The organism is Pseudobutyrivibrio sp. UC1225 (genome assembly GCF_900115215.1).
GTDB lineage: Bacteria > Bacillota > Clostridia > Lachnospirales > Lachnospiraceae > Pseudobutyrivibrio.
Genome location: NZ_FOVQ01000002.1, coordinates 130377 through 144784, shown reverse-complemented (window position 1 = coordinate 144784; position 14408 = coordinate 130377). Strand labels below are relative to the sequence as shown.

At 40.4% G+C, this 14408-nt stretch carries 10 protein-coding genes; 2 read left to right on the top strand and 8 right to left on the bottom strand.

What is annotated here, in order from left to right:
* Window positions 1-10 precede the first annotated feature (10 nt).
* From hypB to BMZ41_RS03565, 6 genes are all read right to left on the bottom strand, one after another.
* Window positions 11-685 carry a hydrogenase nickel incorporation protein HypB gene (hypB, locus tag BMZ41_RS03590; RefSeq protein WP_090169100.1) on the bottom strand — a complete coding sequence of 225 codons (675 nt, stop codon included), beginning with the start codon at window positions 683-685 and terminating at the stop codon, window positions 11-13.
* A 252-nt stretch (window positions 686-937) separates the two neighbouring features.
* Window positions 938-1534, bottom strand: coding sequence for a class D sortase (locus tag BMZ41_RS03585; protein ID WP_143071317.1), 597 nt, complete (start codon window positions 1532-1534; stop codon window positions 938-940).
* A complete protein-coding gene (locus tag BMZ41_RS03580) occupies window positions 1524-3845 on the bottom strand; it encodes a collagen binding domain-containing protein (RefSeq protein ID WP_090526945.1) in 2322 nt (773 codons plus the stop codon). The genes BMZ41_RS03585 and BMZ41_RS03580 overlap by 11 nt, the downstream gene beginning before the upstream one ends.
* Before the next feature lie 166 nt (window positions 3846-4011).
* Window positions 4012-5277: a serine hydroxymethyltransferase gene (gene glyA / locus BMZ41_RS03575; protein ID WP_090526943.1), complete on the bottom strand. Its 1266-nt coding sequence runs from the start codon at window positions 5275-5277 to the stop codon at window positions 4012-4014.
* A 60-nt stretch (window positions 5278-5337) separates the two neighbouring features.
* On the bottom strand, window positions 5338-7971 hold the full coding sequence (locus BMZ41_RS03570) for a bifunctional diguanylate cyclase/phosphodiesterase (protein WP_090526941.1): 2634 nt from the start codon (window positions 7969-7971) through the stop codon (window positions 5338-5340).
* Window positions 7950-9014 (bottom strand): branched-chain amino acid aminotransferase, encoded by a 1065-nt coding sequence (locus BMZ41_RS03565; protein ID WP_090526939.1) that lies wholly within the window; start codon window positions 9012-9014, stop codon window positions 7950-7952. The genes BMZ41_RS03570 and BMZ41_RS03565 overlap by 22 nt, the downstream gene beginning before the upstream one ends.
* A 190-nt stretch (window positions 9015-9204) precedes the next feature.
* Here BMZ41_RS03565 and BMZ41_RS03560 point away from each other — a divergent pair, with 190 nt between their 5' ends.
* Window positions 9205-11130 (top strand): EAL domain-containing protein, encoded by a 1926-nt coding sequence (locus BMZ41_RS03560; protein ID WP_090526937.1) that lies wholly within the window; start codon window positions 9205-9207, stop codon window positions 11128-11130.
* A gap of 17 nt (window positions 11131-11147) precedes the next feature.
* On the top strand, window positions 11148-11672 hold the full coding sequence (locus BMZ41_RS03555; RefSeq protein WP_090169112.1) for a flavin reductase: 525 nt from the start codon (window positions 11148-11150) through the stop codon (window positions 11670-11672).
* Window positions 11673-11706: 34 nt separating this feature from the next.
* Here the strand turns inward: BMZ41_RS03555 and hisS are convergent, their stop codons facing one another.
* Both hisS and hemZ read right to left on the bottom strand, forming a co-directional pair.
* Complete coding sequence (gene hisS / locus BMZ41_RS03550; RefSeq protein ID WP_090526935.1) at window positions 11707-12966, bottom strand: histidine--tRNA ligase; 1260 nt, start codon at window positions 12964-12966, stop codon at window positions 11707-11709.
* Entirely contained in the window at window positions 12957-14396 is a 1440-nt protein-coding gene (gene hemZ / locus BMZ41_RS03545; protein WP_090526933.1) for a coproporphyrinogen dehydrogenase HemZ, read from the bottom strand. Before hemZ ends, hisS begins: the two co-directional genes overlap by 10 nt.
* Window positions 14397-14408: the final 12 nt, after the last annotated feature.

Below are 14408 nucleotides of genomic sequence, written 5' to 3'. Positions count from 1 at the left end.
CTCAAAAAGACTAATCATTAACGAAAGAATTCACTTGGCCCCTCAACCAGTCAACCCATTCATCAAAGCCATCGCCAGTTTTTGCCGAAACAAATATGACTTTTGCATTTGGATTTAACTTGTGAATTCTTTCTTTTACAGCCTCTTTTGAGAACTCCGTGAACACCGGCAGGGTGTCACATTTGTTGATAAGCACCACATCACATACTGAAAACATCAGTGGGTACTTAAGTGGCTTGTCGTCTCCCTCTGGAACTGAGAGAATCATAGCATTCTTCAATGAACCTGTATCGAATTCCGCTGGACAAACCAAATTTCCAACGTTTTCCAGAAAGACAAGATCTAAATCTTCTGTGCCAAACTCCTTAAGTCCCTGACGGGTCATATCGGCATCCAAATGGCACATGCCTCCTGTGTGTATCTGAATTGCGCGAGCGCCAGCTTTTTGAATAGTGGCAGCATCCACATCAGAATCAATATCAGCCTCCATTACGCCGATTTGCATCTCGTCCTTAAGACGTGAGATTGTCTGGCATAAAGTGGTGGTCTTTCCTGAGCCTGGAGCAGACATAAGATTAACTAAAAATGTCTTCTGAGCTTTAAGCTCGCCCCTAAGCTTCTCAGCATCTGCATCGTTATCTTCAAAGATGCTCTGCTTTACTTCTATTACTTTATAGTCTTCCATTTATTCCTCCACGCAATTAAATGAGTGTGTAATAAACCTCGTTTAAGTAAACTCCAACGACTAATTAGAGTTTCCTCTGAATATAAATATAACCTAATTGATAAAAAAATGTCAATTAGGTTTCGTGTCTTAAGTCCGTATAAATTCTAGTACAAAACGCCATTAATACACAGGTGTGTATTATCTTTTGGAATGCACCTATTCAATATAGGAATAGTATACAACAACTGTATGAAAAATCTGTGGAAAGTGTCAAACGGGATCTGCAATGATAACAAGTCGATGTGTTGCTACATAAATTGGAGTGCATGTGTATAAAGTAAGTTGCTCCTCATCAGTCGACTCCAAAACAGAAACATCCTCTGGCTCAACAACCTTTATTTCTTTAACAATATACTTACGTGTACCTGTTTTGGTATCAACGTAAATCTCGTCTCCCACCTGAACCTCATCCAGACGATTGAAAAACTTTCCGAAGGTGTAATTTCTGTGGCCGGCAATGACACAGTTGCCCTTTTCACCAATATAAGCTGTCCCCGGTTCGTGTCCGAGAGAATCAGCAAGTACACCCTTGCTGATTCCCTCGCGGACCGGATTTTCAGATTCTATTGATGGAATCCTTAAATTATATAGAACATCTCCTTCGATGGCTGGATTATTCAACGTAGGTTCTGTAAAGGCTTCTTCCTGAGTCTCTGAGGCTTCAATTGCCTCCTTGAACTCAACTATAAGCTTATCCTGCTCAATATGCTGTTTTACATTCACAAGCACTGAGCTTAGGATAAGCCCAAACCCTATTGAAATCAGAGTAATCCCAACTACTAATTTTATAATTGATTTATTTTTCATTACCTGCTTTTTTTCTTCCGCCAAAAGCAATTATGCATCCACCTACAATGAGAAGGATACCTGCAAGATAACCTGCAACTGTACCAATGAAACCGCCTGTTTTAGCCAAGCTACTACCAGCATTTATTGTATCAGTATCAGTTCCTCCGATAGCAGCCCCAGGAACCATATCTGAACCAATTGAAATAACAGTCTCGCCGTAGCCTACTACTTTATTTGGATCATCTGATGACGAGCTGGATGAACCTGATGAAGACGATGAACCACTTCCACTTCCATTAGAAGAATTAGAGGATGGCTGTGGTGTTGGTGTAGGTGTTACAACTGGTGTTGGTGTAGGTTCTGTCTTAGATGGCTTCTTTGGATCCTCAGCCCAGCCTCCGCCAAAATTCTTATAAGCTATAGTCTCCTCAACTCTCTGAATTTCTTCCTCACCGTAACCTAAAAGCTGAATGCTGTTGGTGTAATCACCATCTTTAACAATTTCCTTAGGAGTAACAGTGTAAGTAAGAACATAAGTATAATTGTTCTCCTTAAACTCTGGAGCAATTAAGGTAAGTACCTGATTATCCCCTTCGATGGAGAACTGTTTTGTGTAGCCACTGGCGATAAGCTCACCTGGCTCTACTTCCTTGGTGGAAGAATTAACCTGTCCGAAATAAAGCTTCACTGAATCCTGATCAAATGTAAGGCTCTTTCCTAGTGTATCCTTAAGCTCTAATCTATCAGGAAGAGTCTGTCCTGCTGCATTAATTACTACTTTATACTCAATGCTGTTATTTGCTTCGTTTACTTTTCCACTCTTCTGTAAAATCTTAGTGTTCCATTTGCACCTTGTACTTGCAGCAAAGGTCAGTCCACTGTGTTGATCAGAATCCAAAATTGCATAATTCTTATATATCTTTTCACGATTTGAAGCCTCCCATGCAGGAGCCTCTTCGTCGGTAATCTCAGTAACCACATTGATAACGGCCATATTACCATTTAGCAAATCACCGAAATCAAATCTGTATTCATTATCAGAAACCTTTACAGGCTGAATATTTCTAGCCAACACCTTCCATTTACTGTCGTTAACTCTAACAGATGTAACCTCTACAAGCCTTTGGCCTTCACCGATTTTTTCTGTCAGTGATGCGTTGGTAAGCTCTCTAAAGTTTCTATTTGCAACTATTTGCCATGAAATTTGACGCTTACCAGGGTCTGAAGACAAAGCATATTTATTAAGTACAGAATTGCCTACAATATTCTTTCCAGTACCCTTTTTTTCAACTGTTATGCCCTTTATAAATACAGGCTCTTCCCCATCAAGATAGCTGTATTCTGCCCATGCCTTATTAACAGGGATAGTGTGGTTATTTTCGATGAAATTATCGTAAGCGTTTATCTTGGTGTCATAGCTTACAGTGTAATTCTGATTGCCCGAAACATTTCCGAATTCTATTTTCCAGCTGTACTTCTGGCCACCCTTAGATTTGCCATTGCGCCCCTTCTCATAAGAAAGAGTATAATCAACACCTTCCTTGAGAATATTTCCAGCCTCATCCTTCACGATTAAAGAGTCTGTAACAAGCTCAAGGTCAGTGGTCTTATCTGTTGTAAAGAAATCGTACAATACAACATCTGTCAGCTCTGAGCCGTTGTTTTTAAGATTAATCTGCCAGCTAGCAGTTCCATCTTCTCCAAATACACCGCCATCCTTGGAAAGTGTAAGCTTATCCTCAGGCTGATCTGGTGTTGGAATAGCTGGGTCATCATCCATATCTACTGTTATAGTCTTTGGGGCAATTCCTGGAATCTGGAAAGTATACTGCTGCTTATCCTTAACCACCTTTGAATCTAGGCCTAAGGTAAGGCCAACTACAACATCATTTACATTCTTATTTTCTGAATAAGTAACTGTAAGCTTAACCTCTCCAGATGGTGAAACACTTACTGTTCCAAATTTTGTTCCATCATCAAGATTAAGATCAAAATCTTCTATGTTAGATAAATCGAAGGCTGTGCTCATTATCGATGGAAGATCAACAACATCTCCCTCAGCCAGATAAATATGCCCCTCTTCTTTATCCTCATCTGAATAATTCATGTAAAGTGGAGATTCAAGCCTGTACTCTACCTGAAATTCATCATTTAATGAAACCGTATCCCCATCAGATACTGGATTTCCGTTTGCTAAAAAGGTAACACTTTTAACAACATTTTCTTTTGCCTCATTCTCAAGCTCATGTGCCTGAGCAATAAAATTAGGGCTGATTGTCATAAAAAGTACAATCACCCCTAACAAAAGGCTAAATACACTTTTTTTCATAATATTAATCCCTTTCTGTATATGCTCCCCAGCATGTATAAACCGCTAAATAAAAAGTTAGTACAGATTAATATTATTGTCAATAACTATCAATGTATTTATGTATATTTAGTGTATTTTTACACAACTTGTGTATTATGCCACGTATTGTGCATTAAATCCAATATTATAATTCAGCTTTAAATTCCGCCTCACCTGGAAGTGGATACTTGTCTGTAAGCTCCTTAATAATAGCGCGAGCCTTCTCTACTCCAGCTTCCTGCTCCTTGATAACGATGGCGATAGCCTCAGCTACCTTATCGAAATCCTCCTCCTTAAGACCACGTGTTGTAGCTGCAGGAGTACCAAGACGAATACCAGAAGTTACGAATGGAGACTTAGGATCGTTTGGAATAGTATTTTTGTTGGCTGTGATGTGAGCATCGTCAAGAAGTTTCTCTACAACCTTTCCTGTAAGCTCAAATGGAGTAAGGTCTACCAGCATAAGGTGATTGTCTGTACCGCCAGAAACAATCTTGATACCTCTATCCTGTAAGCCCTTGCAAAGCGCCTGAGCATTCTTTACAATCTGCTGTCCATATTCCTTGAAGGATGGATCAAGTGCTTCCTTAAAGCATACTGCCTTACCAGCAAGTACGTGCATAAGTGGACCACCCTGAATACCTGGGAATACAGCCTTGTTGAAGTTGTACTTCTCATTAGCCTCTGCTGTTGCCATGATCATACCGCCTCTAGGGCCACGAAGAGTCTTGTGAGTTGTTGTAGTAACAATATCTGCATAAGGGATTGGGCTCTCATGTACGCCTGCTGCAACAAGTCCTGCAATATGAGCCATATCTACGAAAAGGACAGCGCCAACCTTATCACAAATCTCTCTGAAACGCTTGAAATCAATCTTGCGGCAGTATGCTGATGCACCAGCGATAATCATCTTTGGCTTGCACTCTACTGCAATTCTCTCAACATCATCATAATCGATAACGCCCTCATCATTTACTCCGTAAGGAACGATATTGAAATATGTGCCTGAGAAATTGGCTGGTGAACCATGAGTAAGATGTCCGCCGTGGTCAAGATTCATACCCATTACTGTATCACCTGGCTGAAGTACGGCAAACTGAACTGCCATGTTAGCCTGGGCACCTGAATGTGGCTGAACGTTAACATAGTCACATCCGAACAGTTCTTTAGCACGCTCTCTTGCAAGCTCTTCAACTACGTCTACTTCGCCGCAGCCGCCATAATAACGCTTTCCTGGATAGCCTTCAGCGTATTTGTTGGTAAGAACTGAGCCCATAGCTGACATTACAGCTGGTGATACCCAGTTTTCTGAAGCAATAAGCTCAATGTGCTCTGACTGGCGATTGAATTCTTTTACAATTGCCTCTGCGATTTCTGGATCTGTGTTTTTGATGTCCTTTAATGTGTACATTACTTTCCCTTTCTATTACTTCTAAAATAGTTCTATGTGAACCGGCTTACCGGTATTCACCTAAATGTATTTCTTGCCAAATTCTTCCTTAGAAAGTGGCTTGTCGAAGAAGAAGCCCTGCACCAGATTAATTGGATAGTCACCAATCATAGTAATCTGCTTGTCCTCCTCAACACCCTCTACGCAAACATCAACGTCAACTGAGTTTGCAAGCTCAGATACTGTCTTTACAAAGGACTGAGCGAAAACATCACCATCCATGTTCTGTGCGTAGTTTTTATCAATTTTTATAGTATCTATTGGCAAAGTCTTAATGTCATTTAATGCTGAATTTGAAGCACCAAAATTATCGAGGGCAACTCTACAGCCAAGTGCTCTTGCCGCATCAAGAGCCTTAACAGCCTTTGGCATTGCGCCTGGTCCAAAGTCAGCAACAACCTCAAGTGTAAGATTCTTAGGGTTGATAGCGGTCTGTTTGAGAACAGCATCCAGCCTATCCACAAAATCCTTCTGTATCAACTGAACTGGAGAAATATTAACGTTAATCTTATACTCTGGATGACCAAAATCATTCCAGTGCTTACAAGATTTAGCTGCCTCCAAAAGCACATAATGACCGATATCACCGATAAGATTCTGTTCCTCAGCCTCTGTGATAAAGCCCGATGGCATTACCATGCCTCTCTCAGCAGAATCCCAACGAACCAAGGCTTCTGCACCACAACAATTTGGAACTCCTCCAACAAACTCCATAATAGGCTGATAGAATACAACAAATTCCCTACAACCACGCTTTACAGCCTGCTTAAGGTCATCCTCCAACTCCTGCTTTTCTGCCACGATAACATCAGCCTTTTCATTGTAAAACTCAAAGCTATTGTGACCTTTTTCCTTTGCACCATGAAGGGCAATTGTGAGACGTGTGAGAATAGCTGACGCATCTAAGATATTAGCAGGCGCTTTTAGGCCGCCCATGCTAATTGTGCAGTTGTATTCCTTATCATTTAATACCCATGGATTATCGAAGAGATTCATGATTCTCTTAATAATAAGCTCAAGGTTTTTGATATTGTCATGGTCTACGATTACAGCAAACTCATCGCCGCCGATACGATAGCACTTGCCCTTGATATAAGAAATCTCGTCGATGCTGTGGGCAATGAATTCAAGAAGGTCGTCGCCAATGCGATAGCCTAAGCCCTGATTCATGTTTGTGAAATCGTCAATATCAAACATCAGAACAGCAAATTCTTTGTTAAGCTTTGTGGCGATGTGATACTCCATAGCGATATCTTTCTCACAGGCCTGTCTGTTAAATAAGCCTGTAAGAGTATCTGTCTGAGCCTGTTTTTCAGCCTTTTTCTGATAGTTACGGATATCGGTAGTATCGTAGAAGGTAATAAGTCTAACCTCTCTAGAATCCACCCATCTGATATCTGCAACACTAATATCAAACCATTTTCCAGAACCATTTGCTGAATAACCATTAAGCTCTGAAAGATTATAATTCTTGTTAAAAATCAACTCCTCCACAGCCACTGAATCGATAGAATTATCGAACATGTCTCCGAAGGTATCATTCTTGTAAAGCACCTGCTTCTGGTTTGAATCTACTACGATTACACCATAGCCTGCGTTCTGCAAAATAGCCTCCAAGGCTGAATAAGAACCTGCAAGTGAGTTGGCAGTAATCTTCTTAATCAATATATTATGAAGAATATTTTTTATATCATTAGAGAAACGTATCTCGTCAACAGACCACTGTCTATCCTGCTTAATAGAAAGGAAGCACAGATACATTGCCGCTTGGTCATCAACATTGATAGGCAGGAAAATGGCGCTACTGATAGCATATTTTCCAAAGAACTCTTCAAAAGCCTCTGGAAGTGACGCATCACTTGAGATGGTGTAAGGCTTTCCATTCATAAATGGTAGTTCCTTTACGGGAACACCCTGGAAAATAGGTGAAAGCTTTTCATCGCCCATGCTCCATTCCAAAATCATATCAGCCGTTAGCCCATCCATGGACATTTGAACCAGTGAAGTGTTAGTACACTCTATATATTTCCCTGCGAATGAAAGAATCTCATTTGCCACGTCGGCAAAGGAATCCTCTGACTCCATGAGGCGTAATATCTCTGTCATAAGCTCATTCTTAATAAGCTTATTTTCCACTTCCTTTTCCTCGCTCTGAGTCTGGGAAAGCTTTTTCTTAAGCCTCTCATTGCGAAGAATCTCTGCCACATAGTGCTTTGACAAAGTTTCCAGAAGGGCAATAGCCTTGTCAAGCTGAGCTACTGTAGTTGTGCGAAGGGCAGTTGGAAGCTCGCGACCTGCAGGAACTTTATCCTTATCCACTGCAAAGCAAAGCCATTTGCCTACTACCTCATCCTTCTCACCTCTGAAGGCAACTCCTCTGTATAAAAAATAATCCTCTGTGCCAGTGCGCTCAACGATATTCTCCGGTGCACCATCCACAAAGGATTCTATCAGCTCTTTCCTAAGACTATCCGGAAAATTGGCATCAACAAAATCCTCCTCAGGCTTGGAACCTGAGAAGGATGTAAGCTGACCATGCTTTCTGCCAATGCATATCATGTACATATCATTGGCTTTACAGAATGAGTCCTGTAAAGACTGTAAGTCATCATTATTTACTTCTAATTCATTGATTAATCTACTAGTTGAGTCCATCCGTAATTATCCGGTAATCTACCCCACTGAATACCTGTTAAGGTATCATAAAGCTTCTGTGTAAGCTCACCGGTTTTACCTCCATTTATTACAACAACGTCGTCATTATAACGGAGCTCTCCTACTGGAGAAATGACTGCTGCTGTTCCTGTACCGAAGACCTCCTCAAGCTTGCCGTCATGGCCTGCCTTCATAAGGTCATCAATTGCGAGGCGCTCTTCTCTAACCTTGTATCCCCAATCCTTAAGAAGATGAATCATAGAATCTCTGGTTACACCTGGAAGTACAGTACCAACTGTAGGTGCTGTCCAGATTTCTCCATCAATCTTGAACATGATGTTCATGGTTCCAACTTCTTCTACGTACTTTCTCTCGTTACCATCAAGCCAAAGTACCTGAGAATAACCAAGCTTCTCTGCCTTTACCTGTCCAGCGATAGAACCTGCATAGTTTCCACCGCATTTTGTAAAGCCAGTACCACCTGCAACTGCTCGAACAAGTTCATTTTCTACTAAAATCTTAACTGGGTCAAGACCTGTAGCGTAATATGCTCCTACTGGACAGCAAAGAATCATAAACTTGTAGGATTTAGCCATGTGTACGCCAAGTGCTGCCTCTGTAGCAAACATAAATGGGCGAATATAAAGAGATGTATCCTTCTCCTTTGGTACCCATGCTTCTTCTGTTTTAACAAGTGCCTTTACAGCTGCAACGAAGTCCTCAACTGGGAATGCTGGCATACAAAGTCTCTCATTAGAATTAATCATTCTCTTGGCATTCATCTCAGGTCTGAAAAGCTGAATCTTTCCATCCTCTCTGCGATATGCCTTCATACCTTCAAATGTCTCCTGTGCGTAATGAAGAGTCATGCAGGCTGGATCCATCTCGATTGGTCCCTCTGGGACGATTCTTGCATCATGCCAACCAATTTCTCTATCCCAATCACAGATAAACATATAATCTGTCATGTACTTACCAAAACCAAGGTTGCTCCAATCTGGCTTATCCTTCAATTTCTCACGTTTTTCAAATCTGATTTCCATTTTTAAGCCTCCATAACAATTTCTCACAATAATAAACTTGAGATTTATTATCGTACTTTTTTTTCGATACGTCAACACTTTAGTGTGCTAAATTATGCCTTTATTTTTACATTTTTTTCATAGTTTCTTTGCAAATAGAAATACCCTTTAATGCTATAATCCAAATAGGTTTAGATAGTGGGGCGATATTATGAATATATACACACAAGTATGTGGGTTGGTCATTATTGCGTTGCTCTTATTTTTTTATAAAAAGCAACCAACAATGGGACTTAGCTCAGAGCGAAAATTCAAAATTACGCTATTCGTTATATTAGCATGCGTCATTTTAGATATAGCATCCTGCTATTTTATTGTGTATTCAAGAAAATATCAGGAATACATTGTAATTGCCATCTGCAAACTTTATTTAATCTCGCTCCACACAGTAGCTTTTAGTGCTTTAGGTTACTCCGTTTCAGATTTATTCGAATTTTTTGGTAGTGCTCATGAAAAATTCCTGGGATTATGTTATCAGGTATTCTGTATTATCGGTGTAATTGTAACAGTTTATCTGCCTTTGCACTATTACTATGACGGACAGACTCTTTATACCTATGGTCCAGCAGCAATAGCTACTTACATATTTGTTGCTATATATATTCTGTCAATTATTCTGGCAGCCATGGCCCTTAGGAAACATCTGAAGGAAAAGAAGGTATACGCTCTTTGTTTATGGATGACAATCTGGTCTATCTCCGCCATTATACAGTTTTTGAATCCAAAGCTTCTTATTGTCAGCTTTGCCTCCTGTATCGGCGTTCTGGTAATGTATTTCGAGCTTGAAAATCCTCAGAGTTCGCTATCAAGACGTACCGGTCATTTCAGCTCGGCTGTTATCCACGAGTATTTAGATTACCTTTACCAGACAAAACAAAACTTCTCAGCAATGCGAATCTCCTTCCAAACCACTGGAGAATCTGCTGATGAAAATAAACTATTAAGACAGACTATAGAAATGCTTTCGGATTTCCTGTTCTCAGTAGATACGGCAAAAATTTTTGATACCGCCGAAGGTCATTTCCTTTTAATATTTGAAAATACTGATTTTTTGGAGAGCACAAAATACCAAATTTCCACCTATTTTCAAGCCGTTGAAAATAACTCAGATGTTGGAGATGCCATAACTCTCCTTAGACCTTTCTATACCATCATTCCGGATTGCACTATTTCCGATAATGCTGACGAACTGATGATGTTACTGGCTAACTACATTCCTAGCAACAAAGGCAACTCGTCTAATAACGAGGTAATTGTCACTGCTGAAACCATGAAAAATGTCCGTAGGCAGAAGGATGTTGAAAAGCTGGTTGTTGAGGCAATGGAAAATGACAGGATAGAGGTTCATTACCAGCCTATCTTTAATATAGCTACGAACACGTTCTCCTCTGCTGAGGCTCTGGTACGTATCAAGCTTATTGATGGATCTTATCTTCAGCCTAACGAATTCATTCCTGTAGCTGAGTTAACTGGTAGAATCATTCCACTTTCTGATGCCATTTACAGACGAACTCTTTCATTTATAAAGTCCTACCATATAGAACGAATTGGAATTCAGCATATAGAGCTTAACCTTTCAGTAAAACAGGGCGAAAGCCCAACCTTTACTACAAAGATTTTGCAGATGTTGGAAGATTACCAGATTGACCCGGAGTTGATTAATCTGGAAATCACTGAAACAAGTTCACTTCGAAGTAAAGAACGACTTCATGAAAATATGAAGAAGCTGGAAGAACACGGTCTCTGCTTCTCATTAGACGATTTTGGTTCAGGTAGCTCAAACCTTAACTACATCATTGATATGCCTGTATCCATTGTTAAACTGGATAAGCTTCTATCCGATGAATACTTTAAGGACAACGACAAGGCTATAGCCATAGTGAATGCAGTTATAGAAATGGCTCATTCTATTGGACTAAAGATTGTGGCAGAAGGTATCGAAACTCAAGATCAGTTCGATGCCATGAAGACACTGGGAGTAGATTTCATTCAAGGCTTCTATTTTTCAAAACCTCTCCCAGAGCATGAATTTTTGAAATTTATTCAGGATAATAATCTTAAATATATGTATCAATAAGAAAGCGAGGACTTATTATGCACACATTTCAACCTTATCCAATCGATATGCTCGAATGGAACCCTATCAAAAAACTTGAAGAAGAAGGTGTTGCCATTGTGGCAGAAGCCAATGGAAAAGTTAATGCCACCTCTTCTCACAATGGAGGTGTGGGGCATATTTGGGGAAAGAATGTAATTTATGCATTCTTGAGAAATACTAGATATACCAAAGAGCTATTGGATGAAAGTGAATTCTTTAGTGCCTGCTTTTTCGATATGAAAGAAAAAAACAATATTCAGCTTATGAAGGTACTTGATCAGCTCAGTGGTAGAAACGAAGACAAACTTAAAGCTTGCCGAGTAAACGTTGAGCGAATCATGGATGTTCCATATATTGATGATGCAAACTTCATCATCCTTTGTCGCAAGATTGCTGCAGTACCTATGACCGAGAACACAATCCTCGACCCAAAGATTCTCGATGCACAATACAGCGATAGACACCTGGATGATTTCCATACAATGTATATTGGAGAGATTCTAAGTATTAGAGCCCGATAAAAATTATGCCTCCCAAATTCGGGAGGCATAATTTTTATCTATTGAAGAACTCTACAAATTCCTCATATCCATCATTTGTGAGCTGTTCCTTCTGGAACTTCTTGTTCTTGTTCATGCGAACAACGAGAACTGTCTGGCCGTTTGCACGAGCTTCCTTAGCCTGAGACATAACCTCTGCAAGCTTCTCTGCTGGGTATCCCTTCTCTACAAGGTAAGCTACCTTCTTGCTAGCACCTGGTACCTTGAAGCCCTGCTCCATAAGAAGAAGGATGATACGCTCGAATCCGATTGAGAATCCGCAAGCTGGTGTGTTCTGGCCTGTGAAGTTACCAATCATCTTGTCGTAACGTCCGCCACCACCGCAGCTTCCACCGAACTCAGGGATAGCAATCTCAAAGATTGTACCTGTGTAGTAGCTCATACCACGTACAAGTGTAGGATCAAATACAAGCTCGAACTGTGCTTCCTTTGTAGCATTAACAGCTGCTGCAATCTCACGCATCCAATCTGCAACCTCTGCATCAAGGAACTCGCCAAGCTTATCAAGAAGTACATCCATGCCTGCAGCAACGGCCTTAACATTTTCAAGAAGTGCAAATAATTCTACATACTTATCAATAGACTCCTTAGAATATCCAGCCTCAAGAAGCTCTGCTGATACTCCATCAAGTCCAATCTTGTCCATCTTATCAAGTGTGATGAAGATTGAATCGTAATCCTCCTCAGCAAATCCTGCATAAGCAGCCATAGCCTTTAAGATACGACGCTCATTGATACGAATCTCGAAGTTCTTAAATCCAATTCTGCCAAGTGTTGTTGTAGTAGCAAGGATAAGCTCGATTTCTGCTAAGTTGCTTGGCTCGCCAAGGATATCAATATCACACTGTGTAAACTGTCTGTAACGTCCACGCTGTGGTCTGTCTGCTCTCCATACAGACCCAATCTGAAGAGCCTTAAATGGTGATGAAAGCTCATTAGCGTGATTTGAATAGAAGCGGCAAAGTGGAACTGTAAGGTCGTATCTCATACCAAAATCCACAACATCATCTTCTGTCTGTGCCTCAGGGATATTGAGCTTTTCACCTCTCTTCATTACCTTGAAGATAAGCTTCTCGTTCTCTCCACCCTGCTTATTTGAAAGATTTCCAATAGACTCCATAGCTGGTGTCTCAATAGGTGTAAATCCAAAGGAACGATAAGTATCCTTAATAATAGATGTAACATAATCACGAACTTCCATCTCGTATGGGAGAATATCCTTCATTCCGTTAACTGGTTTCTTGTTTAAAGCCATTTCAAATCCTCTCTAAGTCTTTCACGTTTTCTTTCTATCATTTCATCAATTCGGTCCATGTAAAGCTGGACATCCTTGACATTTTCGCATCTTGTAACGGTCTTGCCATGGTCTGTAACGAACTTGCAGGCCGTGCCGCAACCAAGTGCCATTATAGTTTGTTTCTCCTCCATTATCAAGATATTATATAATCCCTCGTTACCTGGAGTAGAATAGCCAATATTCTCTAAATTGGCTGCCATATTTTTCTGGCGATATAAATAGTATGGAGCCATGCCCATGCGTTTTGCAGCATCAAGGCAGATGTCCATATGCTTCTGGGAATTATCAATAAGATAATCCTCGTAAGCTTCCTTATCATAATTAAGGCGAGCTGAATGCTTCAACGCCAGCGAATGGACTGTAAGATTATCAGGTGCAAGCTTCTCCACCTCTGATAATGTGTAAGCCACATCCTCGATAGTCTCTCCTGGAAGTCCAAGGATAAGATCCATATTAATATTCTTAAATCCAAGGTCACGTGCCCAGCCAAATACTCGGTGGATATCTTCCACCTTATGGAAGCGTCCAATCAAATCAAGTGTCTTCTGGTTCATGGTCTGTGGATTGATGGAGATACGTGTGACGGGGTGATTCTTCATTACCTGAAGCTTTTCAAGTGTGATTGAATCAGGTCTGCCTGCTTCGATGGTATATTCCAGCAAATCAGCTGTGTTGAAATATCTATCAACCAGTGTGAGCAATCTCTCCAGATGCTCGGCATCAAGAGAGGTAGGTGTGCCACCACCGATGTAGATAGTTGTAAGACTCTTGCCCTTGCAAGACTCTGCTGTAAAAGCCATCTCCTTCTCTAATGCATCGATATAATCATCAAGCTTCTTTGTCCAAAGTCCTATTGGATAAGAAGTGAATGAACAATAAAGACATGTGCTAGGGCAAAATGGAATACCAATATAAACTGAATATCCATTGTCATAATCAATCTTTGAAAGTAGCTCATGCTCCTTATGAGATACCTGAAGGCTAAGGTCAATTTTTTCCTGTGAGGTAAGATATGTCTGTCTCATGTATGCAGTCACATCAGAATCACTGGCGCCCTCTTCTATCATTCCAAGTGAAATTTTTGTAGGGCGGATACCTGTAAGTGTCCCCCAAGGTAAATCCTTACCAGTACGCTCATGTAAGCTCTCATAGATTGCAAGCTTCAGACGATTCTTTGTATCTGGACGATTAGAATAATCGATATCTATCTTTCGACCATCCAATGTCAAAACATCGTCCGAATAGTTTACCTGCATCGAAAAAAGAAGCCCTGAATCCTCTGGGACAGGCTCTGTAGAAATCTTGACCTCTTCCTTTGGATAGAAGGCTTTCACAAGTGAATATATGTCATATTCAAAATTATTTTCGTTTAACTGTACGTATATCATTAATTATTCCTA

Coding starts and splice junctions, on each gene's coding strand:
- hypB (WP_090169100.1), bottom strand. CDS start 685: ATGGAAGACTATAAAGTAATAGAAGTAAAGCAGAGCATCTTTGAAGAT.
- BMZ41_RS03585 (WP_143071317.1), bottom strand. CDS start 1,534: ATGAAAAATAAATCAATTATAAAATTAGTAGTTGGGATTACTCTGATT.
- BMZ41_RS03580 (WP_090526945.1), bottom strand. CDS start 3,845: ATGAAAAAAAGTGTATTTAGCCTTTTGTTAGGGGTGATTGTACTTTTT.
- glyA (WP_090526943.1), bottom strand. CDS start 5,277: ATGTACACATTAAAGGACATCAAAAACACAGATCCAGAAATCGCAGAG.
- BMZ41_RS03570 (WP_090526941.1), bottom strand. CDS start 7,971: ATGGACTCAACTAGTAGATTAATCAATGAATTAGAAGTAAATAATGAT.
- BMZ41_RS03565 (WP_090526939.1), bottom strand. CDS start 9,014: ATGGAAATCAGATTTGAAAAACGTGAGAAATTGAAGGATAAGCCAGAT.
- BMZ41_RS03560 (WP_090526937.1), top strand. CDS start 9,205: ATGAATATATACACACAAGTATGTGGGTTGGTCATTATTGCGTTGCTC.
- BMZ41_RS03555 (WP_090169112.1), top strand. CDS start 11,148: ATGCACACATTTCAACCTTATCCAATCGATATGCTCGAATGGAACCCT.
- hisS (WP_090526935.1), bottom strand. CDS start 12,966: ATGGCTTTAAACAAGAAACCAGTTAACGGAATGAAGGATATTCTCCCA.
- hemZ (WP_090526933.1), bottom strand. CDS start 14,396: ATGATATACGTACAGTTAAACGAAAATAATTTTGAATATGACATATAT.